16 protein-coding genes are annotated in these 17515 nt (G+C 64.3%); 10 read left to right on the forward strand and 6 right to left on the reverse strand.

Going from position 1 to position 17515, the window contains the following annotated elements; all coding sequences use genetic code 11:
- Positions 1–97: 97 nt before the first annotated feature.
- The 6 genes from tssK to P7F60_RS18010 form a co-directional block, all read right to left on the reverse strand.
- On the reverse strand, positions 98–1426 hold the full coding sequence (gene tssK, locus P7F60_RS17985; protein WP_277919123.1) for a type VI secretion system baseplate subunit TssK: 1329 nt from the start codon (positions 1424–1426) through the stop codon (positions 98–100).
- Between the two features lie 158 nt (positions 1427–1584).
- Positions 1585–2142: a type VI secretion system lipoprotein TssJ gene (tssJ, locus tag P7F60_RS17990; RefSeq protein ID WP_277919195.1), complete on the reverse strand. Its 558-nt coding sequence runs from the start codon at positions 2140–2142 to the stop codon at positions 1585–1587.
- Complete coding sequence (locus P7F60_RS17995) at positions 2142–2867, reverse strand: FHA domain-containing protein (protein ID WP_277919124.1); 726 nt, start codon at positions 2865–2867, stop codon at positions 2142–2144. The genes tssJ and P7F60_RS17995 overlap by 1 nt, the downstream gene beginning before the upstream one ends.
- A gap of 108 nt (positions 2868–2975) precedes the next feature.
- The gene (locus tag P7F60_RS18000) at positions 2976–4052 is read right to left on the reverse strand and encodes a methyltransferase domain-containing protein (protein WP_277919125.1); all 1077 of its coding nucleotides are present in this window, start codon (positions 4050–4052) and stop codon (positions 2976–2978) included.
- Between the two features lie 6 nt (positions 4053–4058).
- A complete protein-coding gene (locus tag P7F60_RS18005) occupies positions 4059–4439 on the reverse strand; it encodes a PAAR domain-containing protein (RefSeq protein WP_277919126.1) in 381 nt (126 codons plus the stop codon).
- Positions 4436–5464: an ATP-binding protein gene (locus P7F60_RS18010; protein ID WP_277919127.1), complete on the reverse strand. Its 1029-nt coding sequence runs from the start codon at positions 5462–5464 to the stop codon at positions 4436–4438. Before P7F60_RS18010 ends, P7F60_RS18005 begins: the two co-directional genes overlap by 4 nt.
- Before the next feature lie 129 nt (positions 5465–5593).
- Here P7F60_RS18010 and P7F60_RS18015 point away from each other — a divergent pair, with 129 nt between their 5' ends.
- The 10 genes from P7F60_RS18015 to tssE all read left to right on the forward strand — a co-directional run bounded on the left by P7F60_RS18015 (position 5594) and on the right by tssE (position 17502).
- Complete coding sequence (locus P7F60_RS18015) at positions 5594–5923, forward strand: STAS domain-containing protein (protein ID WP_277919128.1); 330 nt, start codon at positions 5594–5596, stop codon at positions 5921–5923.
- A gap of 149 nt (positions 5924–6072) precedes the next feature.
- Positions 6073–8784, forward strand: a complete 2712-nt coding sequence (gene tssH / locus P7F60_RS18020; protein WP_277919129.1) for a type VI secretion system ATPase TssH — start codon at positions 6073–6075, stop codon at positions 8782–8784.
- Positions 8785–8852: 68 nt separating this feature from the next.
- On the forward strand, positions 8853–9329 hold the full coding sequence (locus tag P7F60_RS18025; protein ID WP_277919130.1) for a type VI secretion system tube protein Hcp: 477 nt from the start codon (positions 8853–8855) through the stop codon (positions 9327–9329).
- A 57-nt stretch (positions 9330–9386) separates the two neighbouring features.
- Positions 9387–11426 carry a type VI secretion system tip protein TssI/VgrG gene (gene tssI, locus P7F60_RS18030; protein WP_277919131.1) on the forward strand — a complete coding sequence of 680 codons (2040 nt, stop codon included), beginning with the start codon at positions 9387–9389 and terminating at the stop codon, positions 11424–11426.
- Between the two features lie 13 nt (positions 11427–11439).
- On the forward strand, positions 11440–12084 hold the full coding sequence (locus tag P7F60_RS18035; protein ID WP_277919133.1) for a hypothetical protein: 645 nt from the start codon (positions 11440–11442) through the stop codon (positions 12082–12084).
- 199 nt (positions 12085–12283) lie between these two features.
- Entirely contained in the window at positions 12284–13414 is a 1131-nt protein-coding gene (tssA, locus tag P7F60_RS18040) for a type VI secretion system protein TssA (protein ID WP_277919134.1), read from the forward strand.
- 64 nt (positions 13415–13478) lie between these two features.
- Entirely contained in the window at positions 13479–13988 is a 510-nt protein-coding gene (gene tssB / locus P7F60_RS18045) for a type VI secretion system contractile sheath small subunit (protein WP_277919135.1), read from the forward strand.
- A gap of 3 nt (positions 13989–13991) precedes the next feature.
- Complete coding sequence (tssC, locus tag P7F60_RS18050; RefSeq protein WP_277919136.1) at positions 13992–15485, forward strand: type VI secretion system contractile sheath large subunit; 1494 nt, start codon at positions 13992–13994, stop codon at positions 15483–15485.
- Between the two features lie 23 nt (positions 15486–15508).
- Complete coding sequence (gene tssC, locus P7F60_RS18055) at positions 15509–17023, forward strand: type VI secretion system contractile sheath large subunit (RefSeq protein ID WP_277919137.1); 1515 nt, start codon at positions 15509–15511, stop codon at positions 17021–17023.
- On the forward strand, positions 17023–17502 hold the full coding sequence (tssE, locus tag P7F60_RS18060; protein WP_277919138.1) for a type VI secretion system baseplate subunit TssE: 480 nt from the start codon (positions 17023–17025) through the stop codon (positions 17500–17502). The genes tssC (P7F60_RS18055) and tssE overlap by 1 nt, the downstream gene beginning before the upstream one ends.
- Positions 17503–17515: the final 13 nt, after the last annotated feature.

A 17515-nucleotide genomic window follows, 5' to 3' on the forward strand; every position in this document is an offset into this window, starting at 1 on the left:
CCATCGGCACCACGCGTGGCGGCTCGCTCGGCAGCGGCCTGCGGATCGTATCGTCCTCGTCGGGAAGGGAAAAAGGATCGGTCAGCGTCTCTCTCCCTTAATCCTTGATGGCCCAGAGATCGAGCTCAAGCCCCGGGAAATCCCCGGCGACATGAATGGCGAGCCCGGCGCCGCTGGCGATCTGCTTCCAGATCGGGCTGGTGCGGTCGAGCTCGAAATAGACCTTGCCGGAATGATAGGGAATCTGGCGCGGCGCCACCGGCAGGCTGCGCAGCATGATGCCGGGAAGGGCGGTGTTGACCAGTTCCGAGATCTGCTCGACCGGCCCGATCTTGATCTGGCCGATCAGGCGGCGCATCAGCGTATCCGAGGGGATATCCGCCTTGGCCGCCAGCACGAAGGCATATTTGAGGTAGAGCGAGCGATCCGGCACATCGGCGACGCGGATGCCGTAGCGATGCTCGGTGAGCGGAATGGCAATGGCGCTGCGCTCCAGCACGACGCTGAGCGACTGCCGGATCGCGGCGATGACAGGCGTGAAGCTCGGCTGGATGCGCTCGTGGTCGTAGACCGGGAAGGCGCGCGGCCGGCGCGTCGGGCTGGTGAAGGTGGCAAGCTCGCCGGCCAGGCCGATGGCGGCCATGTAGAGGCTTTCGGGATGCACGAAGGAGGCGGAGGCCAGATGCGAAAACAGCGGCTGGTAGCGGTTGATCGCCTGCAGCATCATCGCGTCGGTCATCTCGGCCGCCGTTCCCGCACTTGCACCGGCCAGACGGTTGGCGATCGCCTCGCCGCGATGGTTGAGCAGGCCGACGATCTCGGTCATGAAGCCGGAGAGCAGGCCGGCGACCTGGCAATCCAGCGTCGGCGGCACGTAGGATTCGTCGAGCACGACGGTGTTGTCGGCGCGCACCTCGATAATGCGGGCAAGGCCGATGCCGACGAAGCCGCTGCGGTCGCTGGATTCGAGCTGGTAGCGCAGGCGCAGCTTGCCGACCGTGATCGGGGCGGCCGACATGTCGCTGCTGTTGGCGTCGGCAACCTCGATTTCGCTGGCGACGTAGCGCGTCAGGGTTTCCGCGTCGGGATCGGCGGCTTCCTGTCCCCCCGGCTGGCTGATCGGCAAGGTGAGATAGACGATGGCGTTTCGGACGTTTTCGTTGAGCACCAGCGGCTGCAAGCCTGCGACATCGGCGGGAATGCTGAAGGGCGTGCCGTCGGCGAACACGCCGGAGGCGCGTTCGACGCCGAAGCGGCCGATCGACAGAAGCTCGCGGTTCAGCCGCAGCTCGGTCAGGCCCCAGCCATAGGGGCGCAGGCCCTTGGAGCGGCTGCGGATCAGCCGCTCGACATAACGGGCATCCTGCTGGAAGTGCTGGGCGCGGATGAACATGCCCTCCGACCAGATAACTTTGTCAAACGACATGGTCGCTTTCCCTTCCCAAGTAACCGGCGCGAAACCGGTTACGCACCTTTGCCTGAATGCCGTCGGGCCTTTTCGCTTTTCCCCAGAAGAGCGAAAATACTCCAACGCCTTTTTTAAGCATTTCCCGGAAAGCCGCTGCGTGCTTCGCTGAAAACGCCTCAGTCCTGCGGACCCAGATCCACCGCGAGCGTCTTGAGATCGGCCTTCAGCTTGAAGCGCTTCTCGCCCTGCAAGCCGACCATTGCCCGCCATTTTGCATTTTCGAAATTGCGGAAGCCGACCACGACGGCAACGATGCTCGTGCCCTCGATCAGGTTGGCCTTGACGTGCTCGATGCCGCCGGGCGTCAGGTAAATCTCCGTCTTGCCGAGCATGGTAGGCCCCAGCGTCTTGGCATCCTCTTCCCAAAGCTGGCGAAAACTCGCGTTCGAGAAGTTGGTTTCGGCATTGAGCTGATAGAGCCGCATGACGACGGGCGCCGGCACGCCGTCCGGGCCGGGATTGGCCAATGGCGAGGCGACCGCGACGAAATCGAGGCTGGCTGCCGCAGGCGCCGGCTTGATCTCGATCTCCTTCGGCGGCGGCACGTCCTTCTTGCCGAACAGCCCGCAGGCCGTCAGGCTTGACGCAAGCACGCAGACGAACACGAAACGCGCGGCCACCGACAGGCCTTTCGGTACGGCACGCAGGAGCCCTCCGCGCGCCGCAAATCCCATTACACCCAACGCGACGACTCCTCGCTGAGCAACTGGCGAAGCCGCTGCATGAATTTTTCCCGCTCTCCGTCCAACACTGAAACCGCGGCGTCAAGGGCGCGGATCAGCGCGGCCTTTTCCACCGTGGCAGCCATCATGACTATATCCTCCATACCGTTTACCGCCGCTGAAGCCCGATGCGCGGCGGAGGCCGGGACGGAAGGCGAATCGGCGCTTTCCGGTCCGGGATTGCGCCAGTCTGGCACATCGGACTTGCCCGAAGCTGCACTCGGATCCCACCAGTCCTGCATGATCCTGGTTTCTGGCGCCGCAACCGGCGCGGCGGAAACGGCCGCCTGCGGCGCCTGCGCCTGTGGCGGAGCAGCAGCGGCATCGAAGCCGAAGGGGCCGTCTGGGAAGGGATCGGCGGTCTCGGCGGCGGCGCGCGGAACATCCGCGATCCCGGCCGGGCCATCTTCGATGATCACGCCGACGATGGCGTCGCCGAGCAGCAGCCGGTCGCCATCCGCCAGCGGCCGCAGCACGCCTGGCGTGACCGGCACGCCGTTGACGCGCACGCCGTTGGTCGAGAGATCGGTGAGGAAAAAGCCTTCGTCCTTGCGGTCGATGCGGCAATGCGCCTTGGAGAGAACGCGTTCGGGATCGGGGATCGACCAGTCGGCCTCCGCCGCGCGGCCGACCACCATGCTGCCCGCTTCAAGCGTCTTTTCCGGAATGGCGCCCATCAAACGCGATGGTCCTTGCAACATCAGCCGCAGTCGCATGTGCCGTTCATCTCTTTCCAGTCATTGGAAGGGGCGCCCTCGATTCGGGGCGCGCGGATCGTCGATGCTTTATTCCATGCTTTCCCGCGCGGCCACAAGACAGGCTGCGTAATGCATACAGGATCTGTCGTGCAGGCGCACATGCCAGGGCACTTCCCGGGCTTCTCCCTGGCGACGAAGCCCGCCGGCGGCGAGGGGGCCCGGCGAAAGCAGCATGTCGAGGATGGCCTCCGGACGTCCCGCATGGGCCGCCCTTTGAGAGTGACCGCCAAGCCAGGCCTCGACCGGCGTGACATGGCCGCTCCAGTCGAAGGGCACGGAGAGCAGCGCGGCCGCCCCCGGCCTCAGGATGCGGCTCATCTCCATCAGCCCGGCGCGCGGATCGACCATGCAATCGACGACGTTCAGGGCATTGGCAAGCGCGAAGGCATCGGCGCGGAAGGGCAAGGCGAGCACGTCGCAGATCCAGATGTCGACGAGCCCGTCATCGTCCTGCCCGGTGGCATAGCGCCGACGGTCGTAGACGAGGCCGGCGCGGCGCAGGCCGTAGTCGACCTGGCCGGCGACCGCGGCGCGGCGGCCGGCGCGCGACAGCGGTATCGAAATATCGATGCCAAGCGTCATTCGCCCGGTGCGCCGGGCAAGTTCCGCGACCGTTCGTCCCGCGCCGCAGCCGATGTCGAGCAGCGGGCCGGCGGGGAGATCGCCGGCAAGCGCCATTCCTGCGTCGAGCACCCGGGTGACGCCGCCGGGAGCGGCATCGCCGGGCACCGGGCCGAAGCCTTGCGGATCGAGGTCGCCCCAATGGTCCCACATATAGGAGGAGACATGCTGGCGGATGGAATCCAGCGCGCTGCCCGGCCCCGCGGCATCGCCGAGCAGGCCTTCGATGGCCGGCGTCAGGTCGTCGCGCGCCAGCAGATAGAACAGGTTCTGCTGCACGAACTGGCGCACATCCGGCACCAGGATCGGCAACCCGTCGATAACAGGGTATTCGGCGCCGCAGGCCGTGCATTGCAGGATGCCGGCGGCGATATCGTCGCGGCTTTCCCGTTCGATGACGGCGATGCTGAGCGCATGGTCAAGGCCTTGCCGGCGGCAGAGCGGGCAAACGGGGGCCAGCGTCTCGAAATGGGCAAGCTTCACGGGCTCTTACCCGCCGATCATGACGGTCGGGCAGCCGGGCGGCAGGATCTTGCCGGTCGGGCTCGGGATCGGGGCGACGCAGGCGGGATGGGTGGTCATGTCGTTGACGCGCGCGGCCGGAAGCCCGCCGATCAGCACCGAGGACGAGCCCATGGCGATCATGCCGGGGCCGCCGGGAACGCAGCCGGGCAACACGCAGGGTTGCGACATGTCCGTGGAGCGCGCCGCCGGCACGCTGCCGATCAGCACGTTGGGCTGACCCATGATGATGGCGAGCGGCAGCGCCGGATGCGGCGCGCAGGCCGGCACCAGCGCCGGCGGATGGATCGGCGCATGGCAATGCGGCGCATCCTGCAAGATGAGATCTCCGATACGCGCCGCGTTCACTCTTCGCTCCCTGCCCCGTGCCGCAAGCGCTTCTCCAGGCTCACGACGTTCCAGCCATTACTGCGGCGGTACTCGACCTTGTCAAGCAGACTGCGCACGAAATACATGCCGAGGCCGCCGATCTGGCGCTCCTCCAGCTCGACCGACAGGTCGGGCTCGGGAATGGAGAGCGGGTCGAAGGGCGCCCCGTCGTCGCGAATGTCGATCATCAGCCGGTCGCCCTCGACATTGACCTCGATGAGGATCTCGTGGGCGTTGCCGTCATGATAGCCGTAATTGATGGCGTTGGTGATCAACTCGTCCAGCGCGACGTCGAGACCGGCGACATCCTCGTCGTCGAGCGCCTGGCGCAGGAAGAAACGATTGAGATCCTCCAGCAGCGGCGGCACGCCGGTCAGGTCGTTGGTGACGATGAAGGTGGCCGAACGCTTGGATTTCGGCGCCGCCTTGTAATGCACGGCGCAGCCGGCATTCTCCCTGCCGGCGGCAAGCGCCGGGCGGATCAGCGCCTCCAGCCCCTCGACAGGGATGTCGCCGCCGGCAAGCGGGAGCGCCTGACCGGCCGTCAGCCAAAGGATGTCGCCGGGGACGATCGCGCCGGCAAGCTGCGGCTCGCGGCTGCCGGCGCGGCGGATCTGCGCCTCGCCCAGGCAGGCAAGCGACACCGCCCCCGATACCAGGTCGAGCCGCATCAGCGCGATGTCGGCCCGCAATGTCGGTGCGAGTTTCCCGAGCAGGCCGATCACCGTTTCGGGATCGCTTTCGTGGTTCAGCAGCGCGCGTAGCGATTGCCGCAGGCCTGCCGCGTTCCATGCGCCCTCGATGCCCGCGTCGTGCAGGCGCACGGCGGCGGCGGCGAAGACCTGCGCCTCCAGCCAGACATGGTCGTAGAAGCAGACCAGCCCTTCCGGCTCGGTGCAGGCCGATTCGACCTCGATGTCGCGCCGCACCGGAAAACGCGGCGGCAGCAGCGACCGCTGCATGGAATGGGTGAGTTCAAGCAGTAGCGAAGCGTTAAGCACCATCGTGCCGGCGTCTCCAAAAGGCTGATCGTCATCTAGCGCAAGGGTGCGATTTCTGAAATCATCGGTAACACGAAGCGAAACATCGTCTCCGAAATATCCGAATTGCATCATGATTGAGGTTAAAACGCCATGAACATCGCCGAGAGTCGTCGCGAGGACAAGCTAATCGTGATGCCGACAGGCAGAATCGACAGCGTCAGCTCTTCCACCTTCGATCGTCACCTCGCGGCGGTGATCGGCCGCGGCGATGTCAATCTCGTCATCGACCTCGCGGGGCTGGAGTATATCAGCAGCACCGGCCTCTCCGTCTTCCTGACGGCGGCCAAGAAGGTGAAGGCCGCCGGCGGTCGCATGGCCCTGTCGGGCTTGAGCAGCCGCATACGTCTGGTCTTCGAAATGAGCGGTTTTCTGCGCCTGTTCCCGATATACCCAAATGTGGACGCTGCGGTCGCCGGATAGCGGCTTGCCGAGCATGGACAAGGCCCGGAAAATAGGCTCTACATTGCGAAAATTCAAATTCTGTCTTCGAATCGTCAACTAAACTTTAGTATTCCTGCATAGAAACAGCCTTTTGTGGCCTCGCACCATCTTAGGGGAGAAGGTGTTTGTTGAACGTCGATTTGCAATCCTTGATTGGTCGCCTGAATGCGCATACGCGCTCCGCGCTTGAAGGCGCAGTCGGTCTGACCCTGTCGCGTACGCATTACAATGTCGAAATCGAACATTGGCTGCTCAAGCTGATCGAAGGTACGGACAACGATATCGCCGCCATCCTGCGGCATTTCGAGATCGATTCCGGCCGGCTGGCCGCAGACCTGACCAAGGTACTGGATCGCCAGAAGACGGGAAACAGCCGTTCGCCGGCACTTTCTCCGAACATCATCAAGTGGATTCGCGAAGCCTGGATCTTCGCCTCGCTGCAATATAGCGACCGCGCCATCCGCAGCGGCCATCTCATGGCGGCGCTCCTGTGCGACGACACGCTCGCAGCGCTGGCTCGCGACGCCTCCAGCCAGTTCACGCGCATCAATGCAGAGGTACTGCGCACCTCCTTCGCCAAGATCGCCGCGGGCTCTTCCGAAGCCGGCTCGTCCGCTTCGGGCGGTGCCGCCGCGAATTCGGACGGTCAGGCGTCATCGGGCGGCGAGGCTCGTCCGGTCGTCGCTTCCGGCTCGGCGCTCGACCAGTACACCATCAATCTCACCGCGCGGGCGCGCGAGGGCAAGATCGATCCGGTTCTCGGCCGCGATGCCGAGACGCGCCAGATCGTCGACATCCTTACCCGCCGCCGCCAGAACAACCCGATCCTGACCGGCGAGGCCGGCGTCGGCAAGACGGCCGTGGTCGAGGGTTTTGCGCTCAAGATCGCCGCCGGCGACGTGCCGCCGGCGCTGAAGGATGTCGAGCTGCTGTCGCTCGATCTCGGCCTGCTGCAAGCCGGCGCCGGGATGAAGGGCGAGTTCGAGAACCGGCTGAAGAATGTCATCGACGAGGTCAAGTCGTCGCCGAAGCCGATCATCATGTTCATCGACGAGGCCCATACGCTGATCGGCGCCGGCGGCGCCGCCGGCCAGAACGATGCCGCGAACCTGCTGAAGCCGGCGCTGGCGCGCGGCGAGATGCGCACCATCGCGGCCACGACCTGGGCCGAATACAAGAAATATTTCGAGCGCGACCCGGCGCTGACCCGCCGCTTCCAGGTGGTCAAGGTCGAGGAACCCGGCGATGAGGCGGCGATCGCCATGATGCGTGGCCTGATCCCGACGCTGGAGCGCCACCATGGCGTGCGCGTGCTGGCGGAAGCCGTGGAAGACGCCGTGCGCCTGTCGCGGCGTTATATTCCGAGCCGGCAATTGCCGGACAAGGCGGTCAGCCTGCTCGACACGGCCTGCGGCCGCGTCGCCGTCGCCGCCCATGGCATTCCCGCCTCTGTCGAGGATCGCCGCCGCCGCATCGAGATGATCGATGTCGATCTTGGCGTGCTCGCCCGCGAGGAGCGCATCGGCGCCAACCATGCCGACCGCATCGCCGAACTCAAGGCGGACAAGGAAAAGACCGGCGAGGAACTGGCCGCCCTCGAAGCGCAATGGGAAAGGGAACGCGACCTGGTCGAGCGCATCCGCGCCCTACAGGAAGCGCTCGGCGGCGAAGGCGAGCCTGAGGAGGGTGGCAAGTCGCCGGACGACATGCGCGCCGAATTGGCGGCGCTCAACGGCGAACTGACCGCACTTCAGGGTGAAACGCCGCTGATGCGCGTCACGGTCGATGCGCAGGCGATCGCCGAGGTCGTCGGCAACTGGACGGGCATTCCGGTGGGACGCATGGTCTCCAACGAGATCAAGACGGTGCTGTCGCTGAAGGAAAAGCTGAGCGAACGCGTCATCGGCCAGTCGCATGCGCTGGAGGCCATCGCCGAAACGATCCGCACCTCGCGCGCAAAACTGCTCGACCCGCGCAAGCCGATCGGCGTCTTCCTGATGGTCGGGACCTCGGGCGTCGGCAAGACCGAGACGGCGCTGGCGCTGGCCGACCTGCTGTATGGCGGCGAGCAGAACCTCACCGTCATCAACATGTCGGAATTCAAGGAAGAGCATAAGGTTTCCATGCTCGTCGGCTCGCCGCCCGGATATGTCGGCTACGGCGAAGGCGGCGTGCTGACCGAAGCCGTGCGCCGCCGGCCCTATTCCGTCGTGCTGTTCGACGAAATGGAAAAGGCTCATCCCGGTGTCCAGGACGTGTTCTACCAGGTGTTCGACAAGGGCATGCTGCGCGACGGCGAAGGCCGCGACATCGACTTCAAGAACACGATCATCATCATGACCTCGAATGCGGGCACCGATCTCATTCACCGCCTCTATTCCGACCCGGCCCGCCGGCCGGACGCAGAGGAACTGGGCGATGCGCTGCGACCGGAACTGCTGAAATCGTTCAAGCCGGCCTTCCTCGGCCGCTGCTCGGTCGTGCCTTACTTCCCGCTGGCGGACGATATCATCCGCAAGATCACCGAGCTTCAGCTGACCCGCATCCGCAAGCGCTTCCTGGAAAACTACAAGGCCAACCTCACCTGGGGCCCGGCGCTGGTCGAGCAGATCGCCAGCCGCTGCACGGAAGTCGAAAGCGGCGCGCGCAACATCGAGTACATCCTTTCGCGTGGGCTTTTGCCCCGCCTTTCAGCCCATGTCCTGTCGATCATGGCGGACGGGCGGCAGGTGGGCGATATCGAGGTTGTGCTCGATGAGTCGGGCGAATTCCAGTTCTCCGACCGGTCTTCGCCCGAAAGCGAGCAGGCGCTTGAGCCGGCCGCGACAGCGGCTCAATGACATGATGCCGCCCCGGCGCGGCATCGGATTTCCGCATGTAAAATCATTTTGGCAATGGGAGCTAACATATGGCAATTTATGTGAAGTATGAGGGGATCGACGGGGAAGCCACCCACGATACCCATAAGAAGTGGATCGACTGCCACAGCGTGTCGTTCGGCGTCGGCCGAGCGATCTCGACGCCGTCGGGTTCGGCCGGGAACCGCGAATCCAGCGAGCCCAGCGTTTCGGAAATCACCCTTGTCAAGTCGATGGATGCGGCTTCGACCAAGCTGTTCGTCGAATCGGTGACCGGCGCGGCCGGCAAGAAGGTCGAAATCCACCTCGTCAGCACCGGCAGCCCGGGCGTGACCTACACCGAATACACGCTGACCAATGCGCTGATCTCGTCCTACTCGGTCTCGAGCGGCGGCGAGCGCCCGACGGAGTCGATCTCGATCAACTTCACCAAGATCCAGTACAAGTTCACGCCGTTCGACGACAAGCACAAGGCGGGCACGCCGGTTTCCGTCAGCTACGACCTGGCGACGACCAAGAGCGCCTGATGGCGCTGAGAAGAGGGCGCTCGGCCGCAAGGCCGATCGCCGTCATGGATCGATAAGATGGCCGTTTCGCTGACCCAAGCCAACCGCTGGTTGATGCTGGAGACGCCGCTGGGCACCGATGTGCTGGTGGCGACGTCGTTGCGCGGGTCCGAAGGGATGTCGCGCCTGTTCGAATTCAAGATCGATGCGCTTTCGCAACGCACGGCCCTCGCGCCGGGCGATCTCCTGGGCAAAAGCGTGACGGTATCGATCACCCATCCGGGGGGCGAGCGTCGCATCGTCAACGGCATCGTGACCGCGCTGGTCGCGGGCGCGACGACGCGCAACGGCCATCGCATCTATACGCTCACCGTCCACCCGACGCTGTGGGTGTCGAAACGCAGCTCTGACTACAAGATTTTCCAGGGCAAGACGGTGACCGACATCGTCGAGGATATCCTGAAGGCCGATGGCGTCAAATACGAGAAAAAGCTCAATGCCAGCTACAAGCCGCGCGAATATTGCGTGCAGTTCGGCGAGACCAATCTCGATTTTATCGAGCGGTTGATGGCCGAAGAGGGCATCTTCTACTATTTCAAGCATGCGTCCGGCAGCCATACGATGGTGCTGGCCGATCACCGCATGGCCTATGAGGATTGCGCGCAGGCCACCGTCGCCTACCGGCAGGACAAGGAAGAATCGAGCGACGCGGTCTTTGCGATGAATTTCGGCCTGGACCTGACCGACACGAAATGGACGCTGCAGGATTATGACTTCGAGCGCCCGGCGGCGACGATCTCGGCCAGCAAGCCCACCGTCGTGCAGCCGTCCTCGTCGAAATCCTGGGAGCATTTCGCCTATCCAGGCGGCACCGTGCAGAACGACGACCTGACCCGGCTCGCCACCGCCGCGATTGAGGCGGAAGAGGCCGAGCATGAAAGCGTCGACGGGCAATCGACCTGCGCCAGCTTCACGCCGGGCCACCGCTTCACGCTGGCAGAACATCCGGCCGGCGCCGACGCCAACAAGGCCTTCGTCCTGACCCGTGTCGAGCACGAGGTCTACGACCGCACGCATTTCACCATCCGCCCGGGCATGGAGGGCAAGCCCTCCTATCGCAACCGTTTTCGCGGCATTCCCTCGACGCGTATCGCCCGCACCCCCTTTGTCGGCACCAGGCCGCTGGCGCACGGGCCGCAGACCGCCGTGGTGGTGGGCACCAGCGGCGAGGAGATCCACACCGACAAATACGGCCGCATCCGCGTGCAGTTCCATTGGGACCGCTACGGCTCGAAAAACGAAAAAAGCTCCTGCTTCGTGCGTGTGGCCCAGTCGCTGGCCGGCAAGAACTGGGGCACGGTGTTCACGCCGCGCATCGGCATGGAGGTCGTGGTGCAGTTCCTGGAGGGTGATCCCGACCGGCCGCTGGTGACCGGCGCCGTCTATAACGCCGAGAATATGCCGCCCTGGACCCTGCCGGACGAGATGACCAAGAGCGGGTTTCGTTCGCGCAGCACCAAGCAGGGCGCGGTCGCCAATGCCAATGAACTCGTCTTCGAGGATAAGAAGGGTAGCGAGCAGATCCTGTTTCATGCCGAAAAGGACTTTTTGCGCGAGGTCGAGAACGACGACACGCTGGATGTCGGTCATGACCAGACCCGGACGATCAAGAACGACAGAACCTCGACAATCTCGGAGGGTAACGAAACCTTCACCATCAAGCAGGGCAACCGCACCGAGAAAATCGAAAAAGGCAACGAGACGCTTGATATCGACAAGGGCAATCGTAAGGTGACGCTGGGTCAGGGCAATGACGAACTGACATTGAGCCAGGGCAACCGCACGACCACGCTCAGCCAGGGCAATGATTCGCTGACGCTGTCGACCGGCAACCAGTCGACGAAGGCGACCGCCGGCAAGATTACGCTTGAGGCGGGGCAGAGCATCACCCTGAAATGCGGCCCCTCGACGGTGGAACTGACACCGTCGGGCATCACCATCAAGGGCGCGATGGTGACCGTGGAAGGCAGCGCCAAGGCGACGGTCAAGGGACCGATGGTGGATGTCTCCGGTGACGGCATGGTGACCGTCAAGGGCGGCATCGTGAAGATCAATTGAGGAGAACGGCACGGTGAAAATTCAGGCCGAACCGTTCCGCAAGATCGGCGCCGCCAGCGCCGCCGAGATTGCCGCGCGCATCGATCTTTCCGCCGAGGCGCGCGCCTTCCTTTTGCCGACGCTGTCGCCGCAGGGGTTCCTGGCGCTGCTCGTCGAGGCGCAGATGATGGGCGACGCCATTCGTTTCCTGGCTTTCGCGCTGCCGGCGCGGGAGGCGATCTGGTGGGCCTGCGCGGTGGCGCACACGACCCTGCCGGAACAGACCGAACTCGACCGCGCCTGCATCGAGCACAGTGCGAGCTGGGTCTATGGCGCGTCGGAGCAGATGCGGCGGGCCTGCTTCGTGCGCGCCGAACAGGCGAAATTCGAAGGCGCGGCCGCCTATGCGGCGCTGGCGGTGTTCTGGTCGGGCGGCAGCCTGGCGCCGGAAGGCATGCCGGATGTGGTCGCCGATCCGAAGCTGTGCCCGATCGGGGTCGGCGCCTCGGTATTGCTGTCGATCACGTCGGGCGATCCGCTCGGGCTGGCGCTACGCTTCGAGCAGGCGATGGAGCGCGGCGTCATCATTGCCAATGGCGGCAATGGCTGGCTGAAGGATGATCGGCCGTTGAAATTGACGAATCAGGCGTTTGTCACGCCGGTCATAGAGGCTCATTAATGTTTTGCCGCTATGACCACGGGAGGCGCCTGGATGCGGGGAAGGCGGCAACGCGCCTTCGTCGCGGGACTGGTATTTTCGCAGCGCAAATCCGACAGGCGTGCTTGCGCGTCCGGCATTCGGAATTGCCTTAAAGCAACAGGGAGAGCGTTTTCGCGTTCAGGGAATGCGGCATACGCTCCGGTGAGGGTTCCGGCCAATGGCATTGCCGCAGGTCATCGACATCGACGGGCTTTTGGCGCCGATTTCGGAGGATGCGCCGGCGGGCACCGATCCGCGCCAGGACACGTCGTCAGCGTCTCTTTATTACAAGACCAAGGATGCGCGCAACGCCGCCCGCTCCGCCGAGCGCGCCTCGGTGGAAATCGGCGGCGCGCCGCCCGAGGAATGGGGCGATGTCGCCGATACGGCGATGACCATCCTTTCCGGCCACGGCAAGGATCTGGAAATCGCCGCCTGGCTGGTCGAGGCGATGTTGCGCATCGAAGGGTTTGCGGGCCTGCGCGACGGTCTGAAGGTCATCACCGGCATCGTCCGGGATTACTGGGAGACCTGCTTTCCGGAATTGGACGAGGACGGGGTCGAGGGCAAGGTTTCGGCGGTCGCGGGCCTCAGCGGCGCCGGCGCCACCGGCACGCTGATCCAGCCGACCCGCCTCGTGCCCCTGACCTTCGGTTCGCTCGCCAGTTTCTCGCTGTGGAATTTCGAGCAGGCGACCGATCTCGAACGCGTCACCGATCCGCAGCGGCGGCAGGAGCGTATCGACAACGGCGCCATCACCATGGAGCAGTTCAATCAAAGCGTGCTGGAGACCCCGGCGTCGCGCTTTGTGGAAACGGTTGCGCTGGTGGAGGAGACGATCGCGGCGCTGAAGGAGATGTCGGAGGCCTTCGATGCGGTCGCCGGCTACGATGCCCCGCCGATCTCGACCCTGCGCGAACTGCTGGAAACCATTTTGGGCGCGATCCGCCACTTCGCCGCCACGAAACTCGAAGCGGCAAGCTATGACGACGCGGCCACCGTCGAGCAGGCCGTCATCCAGGAGGTGACGGCCGATGGCACGACGACCATTGCGGTGCAGCAGGTGCGGCGTGTCGAGGGCTATGCCTCGCGGGAGGAGGCGCTTGCCGAAATTTCGCGGATCTCGGCCTACTTCCGCAAGACCGAACCGCATTCGCCGATTTCCTACACGCTCGAGGACGCCGTGCGCCGCGCGCGCATGACCCTGCCGGAATTGCTTGCCGAACTTGCAGAAGACCCGGCCCACATCCAGCGCATCCTGCTGGCCGCCGGGATCAAACCGCCTGAGGTGGAGGCCTCGGGCTATTGACGACCGTCCTTTAAGTCTTGCGTCTCGTGACTGAACCACAACAATTGAAAGCAGAGGGATTACCATGGCAGAAAGCGTACAACAGAAGCTGAAGCGGGTCCGCGCGCCGCGCGTCCACATCACCTATGACGTGGAAACGGAAGGCGCGCAGGTTCGCAAGGAACTGCCTTTCGTCGTCGGCGTCATCGGCGATTTCTCGGGCAAGCCCTATGAGCCGCTGAAGCCGCTCAAGGACCGCAAGTTCATCCAGATCGACCGCGACAATTTCGACGACGTCATGCAGCGCATGACGCCCGGCGCCGAATTCAAGGTCGATAACACGCTTGCCGGCGACGAATCCCAGCTTGCCGTGCAGCTCAAGTTCAAGTCGATGAACGATTTCGAGCCGGGCGCGGTCGTCCAGCAGGTCGAGCCGCTGCGCAAGCTGCTCGCCGTGCGCAACAAGCTGCGCGACCTGATGTCCAAGGTCGATCGCTCCGAAGAGCTGGAAAGCCTGCTCGAAGAAGTATTGCAGAACACCGAAAAGCTGACGGCTCTGGCCGGCGAACTCGGCTCTGAAGAAAAGAAAGGCTGATCGATGAGTGCTGAACTGCAGAAACAGACCGCCGCCGCCACGGAAGAGTCCACCGGCTCGCTGAGCCTCCTCGACCAGGCGATCCAGGTCACCAAGACCGCCGAGCCGGACGAGATGCAGGATCTCCTGCGCACCCTTACAGACGAGGCGCTGGCCGGCACCGTCACCTTCTCGAAGAACCTGACGCAGACCTTCAACAAGGCGATCGAGGCCATCGACCAGAAGCTGTCGCAGCAGCTGAGCCAGATCATGCATCACCCGGACTTCCAGAAGCTGGAAGGGTCCTGGCGCGGCCTGAACTATCTGGTGAAGAACTCGGAAACCAGCGCGACGCTGAAGATCCGCGTTCTCAACGAATCCAAGAAGGAACTGCACAAGGATCTGACCAAGGCGGTCGAATTCGATCAGAGCCAGACTTTCAAGAAGATCTATGAAAGCGAATTCGGCACCCCCGGCGGCGAGCCCTACGGCGCGCTCATCGGCGATTTCGAATTCGGCAACGGCACCGAGGATCTCGAAATCCTGCAGGGCATGTCGAACATCGCGGCCGCGTCCTTCGCGCCGTTCATCTCCGCCGCCAGCCCGAAGATGTTCGGCCTGGAAAGCTTCACGGAACTTTCCAAGCCGCGCGATCTGGAGAAGATCTTCGAAAGCTCGGAATACATCAAGTGGCGCAGCTTCCGCGACAGCGACGATAGCCGCTTCGTGACGCTGACCATGCCGCGCGTGCTCGCCCGCGTGCCCTACGGTTCGCAGGGCCGGGCGATCGAGGAGTTCAAGTTCGAGGAAGCCCCGATCGACGCCAACGGCGTCGTCAGCGCCATGCCGCAGGACAAGTTCTCCTGGATGAACGCATCCTACGCGCTGGGCGAACGCCTGAACTTCGCCTTCGCGAAGTATGGCTGGTGCGTGGCCATCCGTGGTGCCGAAGGTGGCGGCAAGGTCGAGGATCTGCCGAGCTTCACCTTCACCAGCGACGACGGCGACGCCGACCAGCAGTGCCCGACGGAAATCGGCATCACCGATCGCCGCGAGGCCGAACTGTCGAAGCTCGGCTTCCTGCCGCTGTGCCACTACAAGAATACGGATTACGCCGTCTTCTTCGGGGCGCAGACCACGCAGAAGCCGAAGAAATACGACCGGCCGGAAGCCACCGCCAATGCGGCGATTTCCGCGCGCCTGCCGTATATCATGGCGACCTCGCGTTTCTCGCACTACCTCAAGGTCATGGGCCGCGACAAGATCGGCTCCTTCCTCGAAGCCAGCGATTGCGAGACCTGGCTGAACAACTGGATCCGCAACTATGTGAATGGCAATGCGGAAGCCGGCCAGGAAATGAAGGCGCAGTATCCGCTCGCCGAAGCGCAGGTGACCGTCAAGGAAGTTCCCGGCGCGCCGGGTTCCTACAATGCGGTCGCCTATCTGCGCCCCTGGTTGCAGATGGAAGAGCTGACGGCGTCCATGCGCCTTGTGGCACGCATTCCGCAGATGGGTTGACGCCCGCGATGCCGGAGATCGAGATGCTTGCGGAAGCGGGGGACGCGCCAGGCGCTGCGCCCGCTTCCCGGGTCGATCTGCGGCGCCGTCTGGTCGATTGCGTTCTCGGGCGCGGCGGGGAGGAGACCTCCGCCGCGCTCGACCGTTTCCTGGCCGAGGAGGATTGGAAGCTCTGCCTCGCCGACTGGCTGCCTGAGACTGGAGACAGCCAGGCCCGCGGCTTCGAGGCCGTGCGGGCGACGCTTGCCCGCGACATCGCCGCCATCGACATCCTGCTCGGCGACCAGATCGACGAGATCCTGCACGCCCCGGCCTTCAAGGCCGTCGAGGCCGCCTGGCGTGGCGTCGAACTGCTGGCACAGGTCGCCGGCGACGACGACAAGGTGCGTGTCCGTCTTTTCAACGCCACATGGCTGGAACTGTCGCGCGATTTCGAGCGCAGCATCGAATTCGACCAGAGCACGCTGTTCGCCAAGGTCTATAACGAGGAATACGGAATGCCCGGCGGCATTCCCTATGGGCTGCTGGTCTTCGACTACGCCGTGCGCCATCGCGTCGCGCCGAACTCCTCCGCCGACGATGTCAGCACGCTCTCCGGCATCGCGCAGGTGGCCGCCGCTTCCTTTTCGCCGAGCGTGATCGGCGCGGCCCCGGAGCTGTTCGGCCTGACGACCTTTGCCGATCTTTCCTACGCACAGCGGCTCGATGCCGGCTTCCGGCTTGGCGAATATCATCGCTGGCGCAAGCTGCGCGAGCGCGAGGACAGCCGTTTTCTCGGTATCGCCCTGCCGCGCATCCTGATGCGCGAACGCTACCGCGACAGCGATGCCCGGCTGGATGGCTTTCGGTATGCCGAAGGCGGCTCCGGCGTCGAATCCTGGCTGTGGGGCAATGCCTCCTTTGCCTACGGCGTCGTCGCCATCCGCGCCTTCCGCAAATGGGGCTGGTTCGCCGATATCTGCGGCACGCGCGGCGGCCTGATCGACGACCTGCCGGCGCCGAATTTCTCGACGCGCGAGGGAGTGGGTTATCGCCGGCCGCTGGAGGTCGAACTCACCGACAAGAAGCAGAAGGTGCTGGAAGATCTCGGCTTCATCTCGATCAGCCCGTGCAGCTTTACCCGTGAGGTGGTGCTGCTCGGCGCGCAATCGCTGCACCAGACGAGCGGCGAGGGCGGCATCGTCGAGCAGACCAATGACGGCATTTCGGCGATGCTGCATTATGTCATGTGCGTCAGCCGTTTCGCCCATTACATCAAGGTCATGGCCCGTGACCGCGTCGGCGCCTATGCCGCTCCCTATGATCTCGAACGTTATCTCGACGAATGGCTGCGCAACTACACCATCGGCAATTCCGATGCCGGGCTGGAGACCAAGGCCCGTTATCCGCTGAGCGGCGCGCGCGTGGAGGTTCGCGAGGTGCCGGGACGGCCGGGCATGATGAGCTGCACCATGCATCTGTCGCCGCATTTCCAGTTCGATCAGGTGATCTCCGGTTTTCGCATGCGCACCGAGGTTCAGGGAACGAGGAGCCGCTGATGGCCCGCCATCAACCCACGACGCCGCCGCAATTGGCCCTGTTCGACCGTCTGCTGCAGGGCGACAATATCGAGACCGACCGCAGCGCCGACAGCGCGTTGCGCGAGTTGCGCGATTCGGTGCGCCGCGATCTCGAAATCCTCTTCAACACCCGGCCGATGCACCGGCCCTATGCCCCCTGGCTCAGCGAACTCCAGCACTCCATCGTCACCTTCGGCCTGCCCTCGCTGCAGGGACAGCATCTCGGCAGCTTCGCCCAGAAGGAACAGTTTCGCATCTATCTCGAAAACCTCATCCTGCGTACGGAAACCCGCTTCAGGGAATTGACCGTCGAACTGATCGAGCAGGAGGGCCCGCTGGAGCGCACGCTGCGCCTGCAGATCCAGGCCGTGCTGGAAACGGATTCGATCAGCGAGGTCGTGGTCTTCGACACCACCGTCGATCCGATCACCGGCGGCTTCGTCGTGCAGGAGCGCTGACCGCGGCGGCGAG

Origin of the sequence: Rhizobium sp. YJ-22, from assembly GCF_029601685.1 — a bacterium.
Classification (GTDB): domain Bacteria; phylum Pseudomonadota; class Alphaproteobacteria; order Rhizobiales; family Rhizobiaceae; genus Metarhizobium.

Coding starts and splice junctions, on each gene's coding strand:
- P7F60_RS18025 (WP_277919130.1), top strand. CDS start 8,853: ATGGCAATTTATGTGAAGTATGAGGGGATCGACGGGGAAGCCACCCAC.
- tssE (WP_277919138.1), top strand. CDS start 17,023: ATGGCCCGCCATCAACCCACGACGCCGCCGCAATTGGCCCTGTTCGAC.
- tssC (WP_277919136.1), top strand. CDS start 13,992: ATGAGTGCTGAACTGCAGAAACAGACCGCCGCCGCCACGGAAGAGTCC.
- P7F60_RS17995 (WP_277919124.1), bottom strand. CDS start 2,867: ATGGGCGCCATTCCGGAAAAGACGCTTGAAGCGGGCAGCATGGTGGTC.
- P7F60_RS18015 (WP_277919128.1), top strand. CDS start 5,594: ATGAACATCGCCGAGAGTCGTCGCGAGGACAAGCTAATCGTGATGCCG.
- tssA (WP_277919134.1), top strand. CDS start 12,284: ATGGCATTGCCGCAGGTCATCGACATCGACGGGCTTTTGGCGCCGATT.
- tssJ (WP_277919195.1), bottom strand. CDS start 2,142: ATGGGATTTGCGGCGCGCGGAGGGCTCCTGCGTGCCGTACCGAAAGGC.
- P7F60_RS18010 (WP_277919127.1), bottom strand. CDS start 5,464: ATGGTGCTTAACGCTTCGCTACTGCTTGAACTCACCCATTCCATGCAG.
- tssB (WP_277919135.1), top strand. CDS start 13,479: ATGGCAGAAAGCGTACAACAGAAGCTGAAGCGGGTCCGCGCGCCGCGC.
- tssC (WP_277919137.1), top strand. CDS start 15,509: ATGCTTGCGGAAGCGGGGGACGCGCCAGGCGCTGCGCCCGCTTCCCGG.
- tssK (WP_277919123.1), bottom strand. CDS start 1,426: ATGTCGTTTGACAAAGTTATCTGGTCGGAGGGCATGTTCATCCGCGCC.
- tssI (WP_277919131.1), top strand. CDS start 9,387: ATGGCCGTTTCGCTGACCCAAGCCAACCGCTGGTTGATGCTGGAGACG.